Origin of the sequence: Leptospira terpstrae serovar Hualin str. LT 11-33 = ATCC 700639 (genome assembly GCF_000332495.1) — a bacterium.
GTDB classification, from domain to species: domain Bacteria; phylum Spirochaetota; class Leptospiria; order Leptospirales; family Leptospiraceae; genus Leptospira_A; species Leptospira_A terpstrae.
In genome coordinates, this window is the sequence record NZ_AOGW02000011.1 from 194,166 (window position 1) to 212,500 (window position 18,335).

The 18,335-nt window shown below is 36.2% G+C and carries 13 protein-coding genes (1 of these 13 only partly in view); 6 read left to right on the plus strand and 7 right to left on the minus strand.

Going from position 1 to position 18,335, the window contains the following annotated elements:
- The first annotated feature begins 50 nt into the window (after positions 1 to 50).
- The 3 genes from LEP1GSC203_RS14120 (at position 51) to LEP1GSC203_RS14130 (ending at position 5,015) form a co-directional block, all read left to right on the plus strand.
- Positions 51 to 2,561: an ATP-binding protein gene (locus tag LEP1GSC203_RS14120; protein ID WP_002974675.1), complete on the plus strand. Its 2,511-nt coding sequence runs from the start codon at positions 51 to 53 to the stop codon at positions 2,559 to 2,561.
- A gap of 29 nt (positions 2,562 to 2,590) precedes the next feature.
- Positions 2,591 to 3,787, plus strand: coding sequence for an EAL domain-containing response regulator (locus tag LEP1GSC203_RS14125; protein WP_002974563.1), 1,197 nt, complete (start codon positions 2,591 to 2,593; stop codon positions 3,785 to 3,787).
- Between the two features lie 166 nt (positions 3,788 to 3,953).
- Positions 3,954 to 5,015 (plus strand): methyltransferase domain-containing protein, encoded by a 1,062-nt coding sequence (locus LEP1GSC203_RS14130; RefSeq protein WP_002974613.1) that lies wholly within the window; start codon positions 3,954 to 3,956, stop codon positions 5,013 to 5,015.
- Between the two features lie 71 nt (positions 5,016 to 5,086).
- On the opposite strand, the gene LEP1GSC203_RS14135 is transcribed toward LEP1GSC203_RS14130, so the two are convergent.
- Together LEP1GSC203_RS14135 and LEP1GSC203_RS14140 are read right to left on the minus strand one after the other, a co-directional pair.
- On the minus strand, positions 5,087 to 5,344 hold the full coding sequence (locus LEP1GSC203_RS14135) for a hypothetical protein (protein WP_002974628.1): 258 nt from the start codon (positions 5,342 to 5,344) through the stop codon (positions 5,087 to 5,089).
- 94 nt (positions 5,345 to 5,438) lie between these two features.
- Positions 5,439 to 5,672, minus strand: a complete 234-nt coding sequence (locus LEP1GSC203_RS14140) for a hypothetical protein (RefSeq protein WP_002974572.1) — start codon at positions 5,670 to 5,672, stop codon at positions 5,439 to 5,441.
- 574 nt (positions 5,673 to 6,246) lie between these two features.
- Here LEP1GSC203_RS14140 and LEP1GSC203_RS14145 point away from each other — a divergent pair.
- Positions 6,247 to 7,200, plus strand: coding sequence for a hypothetical protein (locus tag LEP1GSC203_RS14145; protein ID WP_039938085.1), 954 nt, complete (start codon positions 6,247 to 6,249; stop codon positions 7,198 to 7,200).
- A gap of 70 nt (positions 7,201 to 7,270) precedes the next feature.
- Here LEP1GSC203_RS14145 and LEP1GSC203_RS14150 read toward each other — a convergent pair whose 3' ends face one another.
- The 5 genes from LEP1GSC203_RS14150 to LEP1GSC203_RS14170 all read right to left on the minus strand — a co-directional run bounded on the left by LEP1GSC203_RS14150 (position 7,271) and on the right by LEP1GSC203_RS14170 (position 13,162).
- Complete coding sequence (locus tag LEP1GSC203_RS14150) at positions 7,271 to 9,247, minus strand: AMP-dependent synthetase/ligase (protein WP_002974622.1); 1,977 nt, start codon at positions 9,245 to 9,247, stop codon at positions 7,271 to 7,273.
- Positions 9,248 to 9,306: 59 nt separating this feature from the next.
- A complete protein-coding gene (locus LEP1GSC203_RS14155) occupies positions 9,307 to 10,065 on the minus strand; it encodes an AraC family transcriptional regulator (protein ID WP_002974728.1) in 759 nt (252 codons plus the stop codon).
- Positions 10,066 to 10,096: 31 nt separating this feature from the next.
- Positions 10,097 to 10,714 carry an LIC11469 family lipoprotein adhesin Lsa20 gene (gene lsa20 / locus LEP1GSC203_RS14160; RefSeq protein WP_002974695.1) on the minus strand — a complete coding sequence of 206 codons (618 nt, stop codon included), beginning with the start codon at positions 10,712 to 10,714 and terminating at the stop codon, positions 10,097 to 10,099.
- 7 nt (positions 10,715 to 10,721) lie between these two features.
- On the minus strand, positions 10,722 to 12,191 hold the full coding sequence (locus LEP1GSC203_RS14165) for an NADase-type glycan-binding domain-containing protein (protein ID WP_002974739.1): 1,470 nt from the start codon (positions 12,189 to 12,191) through the stop codon (positions 10,722 to 10,724).
- Between the two features lie 62 nt (positions 12,192 to 12,253).
- Positions 12,254 to 13,162 carry a thioredoxin domain-containing protein gene (locus tag LEP1GSC203_RS14170; protein WP_002974649.1) on the minus strand — a complete coding sequence of 303 codons (909 nt, stop codon included), beginning with the start codon at positions 13,160 to 13,162 and terminating at the stop codon, positions 12,254 to 12,256.
- A 272-nt stretch (positions 13,163 to 13,434) separates the two neighbouring features.
- Here LEP1GSC203_RS14170 and LEP1GSC203_RS14175 point away from each other — a divergent pair, with 272 nt between their 5' ends.
- On the plus strand, positions 13,435 to 14,193 hold the full coding sequence (locus tag LEP1GSC203_RS14175; RefSeq protein ID WP_002974694.1) for an MORN repeat-containing protein: 759 nt from the start codon (positions 13,435 to 13,437) through the stop codon (positions 14,191 to 14,193).
- A 245-nt stretch (positions 14,194 to 14,438) separates the two neighbouring features.
- Positions 14,439 to 18,335: the 5' portion of a fibronectin type III domain-containing protein gene (locus LEP1GSC203_RS14180; RefSeq protein WP_002974570.1), read on the plus strand. 57 nt of this gene lie beyond the right edge of the window; 3,897 of the gene's 3,954 nt are visible here — the first part of the coding sequence; the start codon lies at positions 14,439 to 14,441; the stop codon falls past the right edge of the window.

The window sequence follows — 18,335 nt, forward strand, 5'->3', positions numbered from 1 at the left end:
ATGATGTTCTTACTTTTTTATCTTTTTGTCATCCCCTTGGAAAATGAAATATGGATAAAGATGAGTCAAAAAAGGAATCAAAATCTATTAGCAAAATAAAGGCGCAATTAGATTTTCAATACATTTTCGAATCTCTTGCAGAACTTTATATGATCCTAGATTTAAACCTGAACATCATAGACATAAGTAATGCCTATGCAGATGCCACTCTTATCAAAAGAGAAAATGTAATTGGAAAAAACATTTTTGATATATTCCCAGATAATCCAGATGATGAAAATGCTGATGGTGTAAAACAACTTAAGTTTTCATTGATGCAAGTGCTTAATTACAAAGTTGCGAGCACTATGACAATGCAAAAGTATGATATTCCAAAATCTGATGGAAGTGGGTTCGAAGTAAGGTATTGGAGTCCAAGAAACACACCTGTATTAGATAAAGAGGGAAACCTACTCTGCATTATCCATCGAGCAGAGGATGTAACAGAGTTTGCTTATTTGAAACAACAGAAATTAGTACAATCCGATATTACGGAAGATATGCAAGACCGAATTGCAAAGATGGAATTTGAAGTATTTACTCGTGCAAAAGAAGTTATTGAAAAAAATGAAGCCTTATTAAATAGCGAACAGAATCTATCTATCACCTTAAGCTCGATTGGCGACGCAGTACTTACAACAGATGAACATGGAATTGTAAATCGGCTAAACCCTGTTGCCGAAGATTTGACAGGATGGAAAGAAAAGGACGCTATGAGCCGTAATGTAAATGAAATTTTGCATTTGATTCATGCACAAACTGGATTACCCAAAGAAATTCCAATATTTGAAGTACTTTCTACAGGAAAACCAAAAGGGAATCACCAGGATTTAATGATAATCCATCGCGATGGCAGACAAATCAATATTTCAAACAACTGCGCACCTATTCGTAACAGATCGGGTCAAATCATCGGATCCATTTTAGTGTTTCGTGATATTTCAGAAGAAGTAGCAGCAAAAACTATTTTAGAGAAAGCAAAGGAGAATGCAGAATTAGCAAATAAAGCAAAGGATTCTTTTTTAGCTACCATGAGTCACGAGATTCGTACTCCACTTAGTGGCCTCATTGGGATGTTAGAATTACTTTCCAAAACTGTGCTAAGCACCCAACAAAAGAATATGGTCAAAAATGCGTTGGAATCTGGAAATAGTTTACTCCGCATTTTAAGTGATATTCTGGATTGGTCAAAAATAGAAGAAGGAAAATTAGAATTATCTCTCCAGCCAACATCCATTAGTCGACTACTTTCCGAAGTAGTGACAACTTATTCCCATATTGCAAGTTCTAAAGGTTTAATTTTAACTTCGACAATTGATGAAAATATTTCAAATGCACACTTAATGGATCCTCTTAGGCTTTCGCAAGTTTTGAATAATTTTGTTAGTAATGGAATCAAATTTACTTCAAATGGGAAAATTACAGTTTCTGCCGAGTTGGTAAAAAATCTCACTCATGCGCAACAAATACGATTTTCCGTCAATGATACAGGGATTGGTCTAAGTAAAAAAGACCAATCAAGATTGTTTCAATCATATACTCAAGCTACTGCTGATACTGCAAGATTGTATGGTGGAACAGGGCTTGGGCTTGCCATCTGCAGGCGTTTAGCAGATTTAATGGATGGAGTGATCACAATTGATAGTACACCAAGTGTTGGCTCAACATTTAGTATTACACTTTCTCTACCTTGTATAGATATTGATATTAATTCATTAAACACACTCACTGTTGAAGAAGATTCTATTGAACCTTTTTTAACTCCAATATCTAATACCCCGCGAATTTTGGTCGTGGATGATCATTCAGTAAACTTAGAATTATTGATTCGCCAAATTGAATTGTTCGGTATTCAAGTAGATGGAGCAGAAGACGGTGAAAAAGCACTTAAGTTATGGTTGGAAAATAAATACGATCTAATAATTACAGACTGTCATATGCCAATTAAAGATGGTTATACACTGACAAAAGAAATTAGGAATTTAGAAAACAATAATTATAAAAAAAGAATTCCAATCATCGCATATACCGCTAATGTTTTGAGCGATGAAAACGAACATTGTCTTTCTGTAGGGATGGATGAAATATTAATCAAACCAGCACGTTTGACTGTACTTCAAAAAACTCTCCTCAAATGGATACCCACTTTATTAAATCCAATTCAAAATGAGTACTCAGATATTTACGTTAGCTCCACATCACCAATCGACATAAAAGATCTCTCTAACATAGTAGCCGACAAATCAGAACAAATCGCAATTTTAAAAAAATTCAAACGACATCACAAAAATGATTTAGAAAAACTCATTGAAGAATTATCAAAAATGAATTTAACGGAAGCTGCACATCTTGCTCACAGGTTAAAAGGATCAAGCAAAGTAGCTGGCGCAAGAGATCTAGTAAATGGATATTTAAAAATTGAATCCTTTATAAAAGATAACGATGTAGATAGTGCATTAAGAGAAATTGAGACAATGAAAGAAGATGTTCTGAGTATGGAATCCTTCATTGAAATCCTATGAGTAGTATATTGCTTTGTTAAGGTGAGATTATGGTTGCAAATGAATTAACTTTTCTAGTGATAGAAGACGATGACTTCCAAAGAGAAGTCATTGTAGATATTTTAGGACGATTAGGTTCTAAAAACATTCAGGAAGCTCGTACTGGAACGGAAGCACTCAATATTCTGAAGGATTCCACCTTAAGTTCGATCGATATCATTCTTTGCGATTTAAATATGCCGGAAATGGATGGGATGGAGTTTCTTAGACATATTGGAAATTCTCATTCTTCCATTGCCACAATTATTATGAGTGCTTTGGATGGAGCATTGATTGAATCAGTTAGGAAAATGGCGAGCGCCTATGGGATTTATTTACTTGGCGCGATTGAAAAACCAATTACACCAGCTCAACTAGAAGCTCTATTCTCTATTTACAAATCTCGTGAATCAAAACAAAAACAAGAATTCAAACATGGATCTCTTTTTACATTAGGTGAAATTCTCGAAGGACTAACCAATGGTGATTTCGTTCCATTCTTCCAACCAAAAATACATTTGGCTACTGGTAAATTGATTGGTGCGGAAGCTTTAGCAAGGTGGAGACATCCGCAACGGGGAGTTATAGCACCATATGCATTTATCGATTTATTAGAAAAATCAGGTCACATAGACATTCTGACATTTACTATGTTAGAACAATCAGCTAAGGCCTGTAAATTGATTCATGAAAAAGGACACGAGATATCAATTTCAGTTAATCTTTCTCTAACTTCATTAGCTGACATTAAACTTGCAGATAAAATTACTCACATTGTGTTAGAATCAGGAGTGAACCCCAAATTTATTATACTCGAAATTACAGAAACAGCGGCTATGACGGATATGGCACCCGCTCTTGAAAACCTAGCACGACTTCGTATGAAAGGATTTGGGTTATCGATCGATGATTATGGAACTGGATATTCAAGTATGCAGCAAATTTCTCGCATTGCATTTACTGAATTAAAGATAGACCAATCTTTTGTTCGAGAAATGACCACTAGCAATGTATCAAAAGTTCTCATCAATTCAAGTATCGAAATGGCAACAAAACTTCAAATGAAATGTACAGCAGAAGGCATTGAAACAAAAAATGATTGGGAACAACTGAAAAGTATGAATTGTGAATTAGGCCAAGGTTACTATATCGCAAAACCTATGAGCTTAGATGAGTTTTTAAAATTTTGTGAACAAAATTTAAATTAGAAAATATAGAATTGAATCATGTGCTTTTTAACCAATAGAATGAGCAGGGAACCAATTATTTTCAACAATATCTGAAATCTAACTGAAATGATTCTATTTACAGCAAAAAGATTCAAAAAAATATAATCCTTAGAATACTTTCACATTCTTAATTGGAACAAAGAACATGCCCACAAATATTGAATCAGATACTTTCGACGCCGTACAAAACTATTATGGAAAAGTTCTCCAAACAAATAAAGATTTAAAAACAACCGCTTGCTGCAGCATAGAAACAATGCCGCAATCCTATTTGCCATTCCTTTCCAAAATCCATTCAAATGTAAAAGATAAATTTTATGGATGTGGCTCTCCCTTCCCACCAGCATTATCCGGAAGAACTATATTGGATTTAGGATGTGGTACAGGAAGAGACGCCTATCTATTATCGCAATTAGTTGGTGAATCCGGATCAGTGATTGGAATTGATATGACGAAGGAACAGTTGGATGTAGCGATTTCTTATCTTGAATACCATCGTAAAGAATTTGGTTACCAAAAATCCAACGTTACATTTTTAGAAGGTTATATAGAAAACTTAAAGTCCTGCGGAATTGAGGATAACTCCATAGATTTAGTTGTATCCAACTGCGTCACAAACTTATCACCTAACAAAAAGCTTGTCTTTTCTGAAATTTTCCGAGTCCTGAAACCAGGAGGTGAATTGTATTTTTCCGATGTTTTCTCTGATCAAAGAATTCCCAATGAATTAAAAGAGGATCCAGTTTTGCTTGGTGAATGTTTAGGTGGAGCCTTATATACAGAAGATTTTCGAAGATTACTCTTACAATTAGGTGTAAACGATTTTCGTATTGTATCGCAGTTTAAAATCAACTTACTAAACCCTGAGATCGAAAAGAAAGTTGGAAATATTAATTTTTATTCCATTACATTCAGAGCTTTTAAAATTCCTTTAGAGGACCGCTGCGAAGACTACGGTCAAGTTGCCTATTACCAAGGTACTATTGATGGGTTCCCACATTCTTTTACTTTAGATGACCACCATGTTTTTACAACAGGGAAACCAATGTTAGTTTGTGGAAATACAGCAGACATGGTCTCTACAACTCATTATAAAGATCATTTCAAAATCATTGGGGACAAATCTAAACATTTTGGACTTTTTGATTGTGGTCCAAACCCGGTGGCTGCAAGTTCAGGTGACCAAACATCCGGTGCTTGTTGTTGATCTAGCGAAATACAAAATAAAAATTTGAAAGTTATCCATAGGGGAATTATCCCTATGGATAAAAAGTTTATTTACTTCTTTTTTCCTGCAGTTTTTTCAATAACAGGAGTTCCTTCTACGTAAACACAATTTAAAACTAACCAAATACCATGTTTTCCTTTGATAGTAACATCTTTTAAGCCAGTAGCACCAGGAGCTTTGCTAAGTGCATCGCGTGTTGCTTCAGCGATACTTTGGTTATACCAAGTATTATTAAAACCAGAGTAACCACACTCTCTACCTTCCACAGGTCCAGTTCCAACAACTTCTAAATTTGTAGGAACTTCCAAGGAAAACTCTTTAAAATTTCCAACTTTATACGAACAACTAACCGCAAATACAATTGCTCATAATGACAACCATTTCATATTCATATTTTTCCTTTTATTTCAACTTTCTGATTTGGGCACAAGCAGATGCCATATCTGCATTCCATTGTAAGCCAACGTTTTGATTTTTGACATTACCTCTGGTTTTAGCGTCTGCAATTACATCATCATAAATCCCAATGATGACTGTTCCACATTTTTCGCCCAAAACAGTATCCGACAATTCTGCCGAATCATTTTCTGCTGGAACAAGGTATCCCACTTTTCCTGCAGTAACACAATTTGGCAAAAAAACAATAATTCCAAGAAGGAATATTTTTTGATTTTTATTCGCCTTAATACGGTTATATGGTGGTAATCGAACCTTTTTGTAAAGAAAATAAAGCGTTAGTTGGTCGTTTCTTTTTTTCTGAAAATGGTATATAACAGAGCAGTTTTTGCCAGGAAAACTTTCGAAAAAGGCGAGAATTTTGTAACTTCCGAACAGAGTCTACAACTCCAGGTTATTTTATGAATTGACCAACTGACTAAAATACCTAAAAAGATAGCGTATCTACATTTGAAATTTCCATAGATTTTTGATTACAGTAAAAATGTAACGAAACAAAGATGGTATTTTTCCAATGCCTTTTTTATAAAAATAACGACTTAACCTCATTCAATCCATACAAAAAGAATTTTTCAGTGTGAACATAGTCCCGAAAGGAATCATTATATACCAAATCCCTAATATTTTCCCATCGGCTTTTTGCTTATAGAATTCACATTCCGCTTAATTTTTGGCACTTCACAAATAAAGAATATTCGTAAACATGAATTTTCGTATTTACTTTTTTTCATCACCATATAACTTTGTATATGTTATGAAACCTACCCTCATGATCACTCTTCTTCTTTGCATGTTAGGTTGCAAAAAAAAGGATTCTTCGGATACGGAGACAATCCTCCTTGGTATGCTCCTACTTGCCCCCAATGATGTTATTTTGGAAAAGGGTTATCCAGGCTCTCAAAACCAACTGCAGAATACAGAACTAGTTGGTAAAACTACTGGTATTACTATAAAAGTTGGTGGTGTGGCTACTACAGGAGTTTCTGCGGTTTCCTCAGATACAATCCAATTTACAATGCCAGTCATACCAGGGATTAATGAAAATGCTGCCGTAGATTTTGCTGTCGAAAAAGACGGAGCTGTGATTTATAATACTAAGGTTCGCTATCGTCCTCTCGTTAGTTGGAATGTTAACCAACCACACTCAATCTATCGTCCGATTGATAGCCGAGATAATAAAAGTTTTTATCAAATTTCGGCAACAACAGCAACTCATGTTTTTAATACTTTCGGACATGGCGGCTTTGATTTAGATATATCTTACTTTACAAGTTTAAACGGTAATCCCATTTCATTTGCCAACAAAAGAATGAATGGAGCAGAATTTAATAAAGTAGCGTTGAATGCAGGTACTGTATACGTAATGGTCCAGCATATCAGTGGATTTGGTGGTACTTATAATTTACAAGTCGCCAATAGTGGAGTGGTGGCAAGTACATCAGCTAAGTTAACTTATGCTAATTGGCAGTTTAATCTTTGTTATGACACAATGGGTATAGGACCTGCAACAGGTAATAACTGTGATGCGCAAATGGCAGTATATTCTCCGACTAGAAGTGGTCGCTGTACGTATCCAAGCGACCAAGGTCTGACAACAAGGAACTATTATTTAGAGGGAGGATTTGACACAGCCTATGCACAAAGTACATGTTTAAATCCTGGTGGTGGTTCCCAAAACGAAGCGGAATCTATTTTTATTGCAAACTAAGTTAAACTAGTCTTATACTTTCTATCGCTTTTCCTGGGTGATAGAAAGTTTTCTTCTCATTTGGTCAAATTTACTTTTTGATGAGAACCTTTAATTGTGATTTACCATCATACATTGAATTAATTAGAGATTCGTATTTTGCTGCAACCACATGTCTTTTCACAGAAAGTTTGGCAGACAATTCATCACCTACCTCAAAAGATTTTGGAAGGAGTCGCACCTCAACGATCTTTTCAAAACTTTTAAAACCATTCTCTATGCGAATCAAATTTTTAACTTCCTGTTCAATTTTCTCTTGGACTACATTATTAATTGCAAGTTGTTCGTAAGTGGATCCGTAATTTGAAAACTTATCTAGCGAAGGGAGTATCAAGGCACCTAAATACTTTTGGTCCTGTCCCACAACCATTACTTGATCAATCAATTGCGATTGTATAAGTTTGTTTTCAATAGGGACAGGTTCAATATTTTCACCATTAAGCAGAACAATCGTTTCCTTTGTTCTTCCTACAATTTTTAGCGTATCATTGAAAGTCATGATTCCAAGATCTCCTGTGTTCAACCAACCATCGTATGTCAAAACTTTTGCTGTGGCTTCGGGACGTTTGTAGTATCCCTTCATGATCTGTGGTCCTCGCACATAAATTTCGCCTTTGATTCCTTTTTTGGGAGGATATATCACATCTCCCGTTTCAAAGTCTTTTAGTAGAATTTCAGTATCAGGAAACATCCGTCCTACACTACCAACTACAAAGTGTTTTGGTGTTCTAAAAGCAAGTCCCGGAGATGTTTCGGTCAATCCATATCCCTCGAATACAGGAATTTTAATGGTATTAAAAAATTCATCAATATGAAAAGGCAAGGATCCACCGCCAGAAACAGAACCTCGTAATTTCCCACCTGTAGCTAGCCTAAGTTTTTTTAATACTATCAAATCAAGAAAAAGATAAGGAAGGAACAAAACAATAATGGAAACTAACGAAAGCAAAGCGAACGAGATAGATTGGAATAAATTTCTTCCATAAAGATCTAAGCGATTTCCTTTTAAAAATTGTATCGATCTTTGTATCTTGAGCGCACATCCATATGCTAACTTGAATAGTACTTTCTTAATCAAAGAGCTTGTTTGTATTTTCGATTGCATACCCTGATAGAGGCTCTCCCATAGCCTTGGTGCTGAGGCCATGAAAGTAGGTTTCACAATCATTAAGTCTTCCCGGATATTTCTTACATTAGTATAATATTGTGTAGCTCCCATTGCAATTGTTCCCATTTGGAAAACTCTTTCGAAACTATGCCACACAGGAAGAATGGATAGAAATCGATCACTCGGCCCGATATTAATTGGTATATTCTTTAACTGCGATATCATGTTTGCATGAGTTAACATTACTCCCTTAGGTTCCCCTGTGGTACCAGAAGTATATATAATCGTAAATAAGTCTTCAGGTTGTATTGCGGTAACTCTTTCTTCTACCCTTCGGTCACCTGACTCTATTAAGGTTTTTCCTTTTGCAATAAGATCAATCATACTTATTACTTTTGGAAATGATTGAGAACTAGGATGGAATTGTATCTTACCATTTTTATGGTCTGCTTCGTTTGAAGCATTAATATCGCTATCCATAACAATAATATGAGTTATATTTTTTAATTCGGAAATATTTTTTTCAATTTTTCCGAGTGTCACTTCGTTTTCTACGAAGACCATCTTTGCATCCGAGTGTGGGAGAATATACCGTATATCTCCATCGGTAACATCTGTTCCACGAGGAACATCAGCTGCTCCGCAAAGTATGATACCGTAATTAGTGATGATCCACTCTATACGATTTTCTGACAAAACAGCTACATGATCATGTGCTTTCAAACCCAAATCAATTAGGCCGGTAGCTAGTCTGACTCCGGTTTCATATACTTCACGAAAACTCATCATAGTGAATTGTCTTACGTTGTTTTTGGTACCAAAAGCAGGTTGATCTTCAAACTTTTTGGCACTATCATAAAATAACTCCGCTAGATTTTTTGCTGTGATTTTAGAACTCATTTTCTTTCCCCAATATTCGTAGAATATCAGATTTGAAAGAATAGTCTTGAACGCAGCGGCTACTTCGAAAAGAAAATTGCCTGAAAAGGTTCTTTCTTTTTTGTAAAATCAGAAGGACCAACACCGAAGGAGCGCCGAAAAATACGTGTAAAGTGAGACTGATCAGCAAACCCACCTTCATAAGCAGCATTCATTAGATGAGAATGAATTGCCAAATAATCGACTGCCTTTTTAGTTTTTAACCAAAGCTTATAAGCAGAAAATGGTACGCCTGTTTCCTGTCGGAATAGATGGCGGAAGCGCTCTACCGATAAGGACGCTTGTTTTGCTAACTGAGTGAGTGAAAAATCTTCAAGTTCAACATCTTCAATACTTTTTTGAATTCGCGCATCCAATTTTCGATTTGTTGGCTTATCAAAATTTTTACTTATCATTTCGAGGAGTTGATTTCGTACCTTAGTATTAGATGAATTTAAAGTCTCCCTAATTTGTTTTTTCACAGTTTCGGTAAATACATCACCTACTTCAAAGGCTGAATGATCTGCAGCTAAACTTCTATTGTAAAAAAGATAGTAGCCTGTTGTTAGTGGATCCAAATAAAGAAGAGTAAGATTTCCGACTTCTCCTCTCATTTCGTGACTCACTCCAGAAGGAATACAAACTGCATTGTAAGTCTTCCATACACCATCTGAAGTTTTTAGTTCAACTTTACCTGAATCTGGTAAACTAATCTGAATAAAAAAATGACTATGTCGTTTGGTAGAAAATGCATCACCGCGGTAAGTCGCAAAATCTTCCCAAATCAAAAATTGTTTCATAATCAGATTCTCTTAACCATTGAATGTTCCCCTAGTCCATTTCGCTGGGAAGCGAACTACCTGCACTTTTTTCAAACTGAAGCATTCGTTCCCGACTGATCCCGATTAGATTATGTTTTAATGCTAATTGGTCTCCTAAAAAATCTGGTGCAAGACGGATCTCAACCACACGATACCAAGTTTCCTTGGGTGGAACAGTAAATGCGTGATTCACACATAAACATTTGAATTTGAAACCAAAGCTGTGTTCCACAGGCAAAGCGGAATGGGGTGCGGCAAAAAAGTAAACTGGTGTATCCGTTGGATTTTTCATCACAAGAAGGAATTGTTTTTTGGAACCAGGCTTGAGAACTAATGTACTTTCAGGAATTAAATCCCCAAAGGGAGTTTGTTTCCCTTCTTTTACTGATCCAGTAGTCCATAAGGCAAGAGTTTGCGCCCCACTTGGTTCTCGAATTTCCATTTCTAAAGGGAGCGTTGTGGTTTCCCATTGGATTTGTATCGACACCTTACTGGCTTTTTTAGGATTGGAAATCGAAGTCTCCACATGAGAATGTTCTGTTTTTTCACCTTCTCCTCCGCAAGAGTAGGTAATCATAAACAGAGTAAACCAGATAACAATCGTATATTGAGAAAATTTAAAAATCATCGACTTTCTATTCTAAGGTAAGTTCCAAAGTAGAAAAATCTAAATTTTCAGTTTTTTTAGAATTGGTTAAATAGAATTGTTTTCCCCGCATTTGTAAGGTAACAAACTCTTGGAAAATTTTTTCTGTATTGTTCGGATCGGGATTTTTAACGAGATTACAATCTCGACCACACCCATTACAGTCCCCTCCACCATAATCTAAAAAATTCGTAAATGTTTGTTTGCGTAAGAATCCAAAAATCCGCATATGAATCTTACCCGGTGAAATTTCTTTTATTTCATAATTCCCCATTCCATAAAAACGATAGGAGTTTTCTTCATTTGCATCGTAATTGGTGCGAGCCGTAGATCCTTCTAAAAAGAATGTTCCATCCGAACGAAGTCGAATCGTCCAATCAGAAGAAGTGGGCGGGTCTAAATTTTCTTCCATTTGGACTTCATTATCTGCACCCACAGGTACATCAGCGACGGACTCCAGAGCAACTTCTGTTACTTCTCTTCCCGTCAAACCACGATTAAGAACCTTACGTAAAGAAGCTTTCGCAAATGCATCAAAGTTTTTGGCAGCAGTATCTTTTGATTTGGGAAGAGTGTCCATAGCAAACCAGTCCCCATCATCACCAAAACGTAACTCAGATAAGACGATCCCTTTTTCAGTTAATCCAGGATATATCTCTACTACTTTCATTGTTAGTTTATTTCCCTTAAAAGATATTGGCAATTGAACTTCTTGACTTCCCATAGTATCTTCTATATTAATTTTTGTCGAATATCCATCATCCCCAGTTAGTAAAATAGACTTAACACGTCCGTTTTTTATACAGTGGACATCGGAACGTTGGTAACCATTCCATATTTTTAAAACTGATATTTTTTTCTTTTCCGCAAAATCGAAGTTAAATGTTACCCCAACTCCACCTTTGACAGATGAATATCCATTTTCGTATTTGGAATCAAAAAGATTCATTACAGAATACGTAGGTTCTGGAGAAGCAGTTTCAGATGCGGATACAGTTCCTGAAATAATTTCGGGTGCATATGTCCGATATGATTTTTGTTTTTCATCATAAAACTTAACAGACTTAAGACAAATGTTTTGGTTTCTCTGGAAGTTTAAGGTGACAGATCTTGCCTGTACCACTGGATCAAAACTTACTTCTGAATTTGATTTTTGAACGTCTGTACTTGCATAAACTTCATCAAAGTTGACATAGGCAGCAATCCGATCTTTAAATTGACCTGAACAAGATTCAATGGAAACCTTACTCAATGCAAAAGCATTATCTGCATAAAAATGCAATTTGACAAACTCTGCTCCAGGTTCTGCCTTCCATTCTTTCCCATCTAACACAAGAAAGGGGAGACCGTTTTCCATCGATGTAGACGTAACCATAGAAAAGTGGAGTTTTTTGCCACAATTCACTGTCATTAGAGAAAGTAAGACCAAAAGGGGAAGCAAATAAGATCTAAGTTTCATATCCAGTCCTTACAAAATGTGGATCAAGGAGAACTTATTGTACAAAGAAGGCAAGATATTTTTTATTGGTTGGCTGTGTCTTTCAAAACCCGTTCCCAAGATTCAGCATTTAATGCACCCACAATCCAACGGCCATTGACCCAAAACGTGGGAACAGAACTCACACCGAATTCATTAGCCTCTTTCCTATCTCTGTACACTTGGGAAATATATTTCCTAGGTAACCCTTTCGGTTGACACTCACCGAAAGATAACCATTCGGGAATTTGTAAATCATCACCCCTCATTATTTTTTTGGCATTTAAGTATAACAACTGCATATGAACCTGAAAATGTTCTGGATCTTTTTCCCATAAACAACGACCGAAAGATAAAGGAAGAAGCCCTTCGTCCGATTCACCATCCAAAGGAAAATCCTTATGTACATAAAAAATCTGAGAATTGTATTTTGATAAAATTTTTTTTGTATGTGGGAAACTATCTCGGCAAAAATTACACAAGTAATCACTCCATTCGACTATGACCCATTTTGCATTCGAAGAACCAAACTTAGGTGCAAAACTTAAATCCAATTGCTTCAAAAAATCAGCACGACTTGTTTCGAATGTTTTTTCTTTCCACTGAATCCCTGCTTGGTGAAACAATCGACTCCAGACAATTCGAATACGAATCGATTCCCTGAGATGGTCGATGGAATCTGTATCAGAAATCTCCTGAGGAAGAGATTTTCTTTCCTTGGGCCAGTACTTACTAATTTCTTTGTCCGTGACTTGGGAACGTTCCCAATCTTTCCATTCAGGAAGTGTTCTACCTAATGATCTAGCATGTACATTCAGCTTTTCCAAATAGGAATCAGATGATAAATAACGTTTCACTATTTCTTCGGAAGGAAGATTTTCAGGTAAAAAAGAATCTTGTTTGGCTACTTCGCCACAGGAAACAAAAACGAAGAGTAAAAGAAAAAATGCCATACCGTTGTTTTTAAATTTTTGGAACTCAAATGGACAGCTATTTTTGAGAGCATCGATGAAATTTTAAACTGTCTTATTCCGTCGATAAAATTGCTGGAGCAGTCAATCCTCCTATGAATACAATATCTTTTCGCGCTCGTTGCACAAAAGGTCTTTAATATACAAGCAACAGATAAACACAAATTATGCGGTGTTTAGCTGTTGCCGAATAAAGAACGGAATAGATGAAATAAAAATATTGACACCATCAATAAGAGTAATTTGATATTTCTATGAAATTACTCTTTGTTTTATTTTCATTGCACATAATTTTATTACTTAATACAAATTGTATTTCAAATGGTTGGAAATGTGTGAATGAATGTCCGAATCAATTTGGCGAATATAAATCTGGAGTAAATGATAGATACTACGGTGCTACAAAAAAAAGCCCTCACTGGAGTCAGCAGATTTTTTTTACCGGCAACTTGTTTCCCATAGGAAAAGGTAAGGTCGTCTATGGCCCAGAAGAACCTGGATACAAAAGGGCACTTATCGATACAGGCGATAGTTATGATGGCAATTTTGATTGGAATTCAGAGGGAAAGTATAGCAATTACTCAGGTGAAGGTATTTATACTACAGCAAACGGAACAATAACAAAAACTATTTGGGAAAACGATGATGTGAAACTAGGCGCTCCTGTTGAAAAACAAATTTTAAATGGTATGACCTTAAATGGTAACTTTAATTCAGAAGGCTATCTATGTATTGGAAATTGTTTAGACGGCTATGGAGTCAAATCTTATAAAAAAGCTGACCTTTACCTGGTTGGTAATTTTAAAGCAGGCAAACTGGAAGGAACAGGTAGTTTTTTCAATGGTGAAATTTTCCTAAGAGGTACATTCAAAAAAGGAAAACTTGATAAGGGTGATATTTTTTGCACAAGAAAGAATGAAAATTACTGTTCCATTATATTGGAATATTACCAAGAGAATACTAACACCAGATATTTAGGATATCTTGATATCTCCAATTTACCTAAAGATTAACGAATAAAAAAATTTACTATATTCTGAATCAATAAAAAACCTATTTTCTTGAAATTTTTTTCCCACAGACTAACGATTCTGCACCATAAAATCCAAGTTAGTAGAAGACAACCATTTTCTCTACACTGAATATTAATGTTTTTTTGTATCGCCAGAAAATATACTTTCTTCCCACCAACTAACCTTCCATAGTAGCAAAAATGTGTGGATTCACCACCTAACCTACTTTAACAAGGAATTTACAAATGAAAAAAATATTACCTCTACTTTTTCTTTCATATTTTGTTAATTGTTCGAATCTATATTTTCAAGATCTTTTTAATAAAAACAAAACAACCTTTCCGCTGCCGATTTTTGTTAGTGGAACGCCGAAGGTAACACTTCCTGATGGTATTCCTGCTGTTTCGCTTCGGATCAAAGAAGATTCGAATGTCCCACGATTACTCGGAAAATCCCAAGTGCCAATAGGGAAAATTTATGATATATCTTTAGATTTTAAAAAGAAAGGTGGAAACGAACGCCTTTCCTATAAAAGTCTTTTCTTTGCAAAGCCCGTACAATTGGAATTTCCGGTTGATTTAGATGCGTTAGAATCCAAAGGATTCACAGAAGAATTTTACGTTTGGTATAAAGACTTTGCTACAAATGAGTGGAAAGTTTTACAAAAAGGAATTTTAGACAAAAATACATCCTCCGTAAAAGTGCAAACCAATCACTTTACTCCCTTTATTTTAAGCGCACTTCCTTACCTTCCTGGAACAGAAATAGCGGCAGCTTCTTCTTGTTTTGCGACAGAAGCTTCCTCATGGAATTTACAAGGGATCTTAGATGATTCTTCAGTAAGTCAGGCCAAATTCGGAACCATCGGCGAAGGGTACAGATACTACCAAGACCGTCCTTACTTTGTAAAAGAAGAAGAAGGAGCATTCCGTGAACTTGGTTTGGAATTTGCTCTTTTGATTCCTACTTGCCAAGGTGGGACAGGAACCTGCGGAAATTCCCTTCTCCATTCGGAATCTACATCTTCAGAATACTTAGCCTTTGATGCACCGAAAAATATAGATGTCTATGTCATGTATGATACAAGAGGAGGACTTGCTCCTGCCGATACTTCGCAAGATGCAGACTGGTTATCTGGATTTTCCTTGTTAACCGGCAAATACGTTTATACAACCGAACCAGGGTTAGATCCTGCTCAAACAGTAGGAGCTTCTGGATATAAGATTTTCAAAAGGACATATCCTCAAGGATCACGAGTCAGTTTGGGAGGAAATAAAAAAGGAACATTGGCTCCAGGGATTACTTCCAACTATTGGGTGGTGGTAAAACCTGCAGGTATCGAAGGTGGAGTCCAACCGGCTTCCATCTTATGTGCCGCAGGCCCCGACCCAAGGGAACCAGACTTAGTCACAGGAAATATATACCCTGGTTCAGATAGAATCCTTTTTTGGCTTTTTTATCCACCAACAAATGCACCAAAAAAGATTATCATCAGAAGGAGTGAAATTTCTCCTCCTATGAGCCCAGCATCGGGTGAAGAACCTAACGGTACAGAAATCACACCTTATACTTATTTGGATACAGGCCTAGTGGAGGGCCGTACATACTATTATTCTATTTTCGCAGTAAACGATGATGGTATGTATAGTGGAATCACAATTGGAATGGAAACTACAGGACTCGATACAGACGGAGATGGTCTTACTGATTATACAGAGGCTTACTCTGGGTCTTATTCATTCACTCCTGCAATTGGTTCAAATCCTCCATTATTTTACAGAGCTACGAATCCAGATTGTGATGGAGATGGAATCAACGATGGAACGGAACTCGCTCAAGGTACCTATCCATGTTCGAATAGTGATTCTACCCCTCCAGTCGTTACTGTTAATCATTTTTCCGAAAATGCGAGCTCGGGGATCATTGATTTGGAAATCAATGTAGTTGATGAAGAAAGTTATCCGATGCCAACATTATGTTATGTGCGTCAACTTTTGCCAGGAATGACTGAAGAAGAATTTTTACGAAAACCATTTGGTTCAACCTACGATCGTCAACAACCACCAGTTGCAGGTGAAGCGTCCTTAAATAAATGGATAAATGAATGTCGATATCCGTTAATTTTTAGCAACTATTTAGGAAAACGAGGCGGAGGTTTACCTGACAGATTTGTGATCTGGGGAAGGGACAGTTACGGAAATGTATCCGAGCCAATCTTCAGAGAGTTTAAAGCAAAGGAAGCAAACGTAGAAAATTCCTTTATGGTAAATCCAATGTATTTTGACGCCTATAATCCATATCTAAAAGGAATGGATACCGTAATCTTTGATCAACTCACGAGACCGGATATTTCAGAATATACCTCTGGGATTACACAAATACCTTTTTGGGATTCATATCGTAGATATTATAAAAATATTGGCCATGTGATTCCAGTTAAAAATATGCAAGGTTCCTATAACTATAAAACCTATAACCTTTCTAGCTTTATCACTTTATCGAATAACGTAGCCAGTTATTATGAACCAACCATTACAATACCAGGTGCAGAACCTTTCTTTTTGAAAAAGAATGAAGTATCCATCGATTATCAATTTTCAAAGACTCGCCCAAAAGCAGTGCACTTCCCAACTCAATTAGGACAAGATTCGGGAATTACAGCTTTATATTCCGGTTCAACAAACCTTCAACAAAGTATATTTAAAATTGAAGGAGGGTATCTTTCTGCAATTTCAAATTCTGTTTCAGGAATTCCTTCTGGATTTTACCCAAGTATGATATTGCCTTATGATTTTGGACAAGGATTTGGACTAATTAATGGAAATCAATTTCAAGAATATGCCCTAGATTCATGGACTTCAACATTGTATAAATCTCTTGGAATCGGAATTACCGATAATAATTTTTCAGATGTCATTTCAATTGATAAATTAAATCTCTACAATCCCCAAAATGAAGCAGAAATCTATGCTGTCTTAAAATCCACCTCACCCACGGACCTAAAAATTCTATATCGAAATTCTGGTGATCTAAATTTTACGTCAATACAGTTAAATGGAATACCTAACGGTTTTAAAGGATTTAAAACAATCTTTGTATCTTATATGAATTTTTCAGGTTTCCCTGTATATTATTTATATCTGCATGGTTGGAAAAATCCAAGTATCAATGCAGATACATTGATAAGATATAAAGTTTCAATCTCCGGAGGGATACCCAGTATTATTTTCGATAGAGAAATCGATTTATATGCCAGTCAAGCAGATCAAGTCTATTTCGATAAATCGGGAAGATACCTAATCACTTTTTCGAGACTAAGATTTATTAAAGTTTATCTGATGACCGAACAAATGCCCAAATTGATACATTCTGTGAATTCTGGATCTTTCCCAGAAAATCCGCAGTTAGCCTTTGTTCCCAAAGAACCGATCAATATCGACAATATCGGAGGATATTCGAAGATCCGATTGATCCAAACTGCTGGGTATACGGATTACCAAAGGTATGGATTTCTTCCAGCTGGTTCCGAATTGATCTTCAGAAATCATGTGTATGATTTCAAAGGAAACGAATGCGAATCACCAACAACACCAGGTGTAGAGAATGTAATCGCTACTTCCACCGGTAATTTCGGAGTTCCTCCGATTCCTCTTGCGGTGGTAAACGATAATGCAAATATTCAAAATGCAAAAAAAATACAAGCACCTGCCTCTGCGGCAACCCTTGTTTTGGAATCAACATACACACAATCTTCTAATTCTTGCAGGACAGGATTAGTTTCAAATGATACGGCATCCATACCAGTTAGAACAAAGGTAGTCCAAAACACCTCAAGTGTTTATAAAGACTATAGCATGAACCCAGCCAATGTTCCTGCAACATATAACTCGACTCCGGTTCCCTCTGGCTATGATACTGCTGAATTCAAAAAATGGGAACCTCTCTCGAAATCAAGCCCGCAACGACAAGGAATTTACATTCGCAAAGTAATCTATGTTTGGTGGCCTTACATTGCAGTCATCGACGAAGGAAATCCATGTATCGTTGGAGACGTCACGATTCCGGAAGGACAGTTAATTTGCAATGTTTACTTCGGTGGATATCCACTCTTCGTTGAAGATTTTGTATATCCCTACGACAAG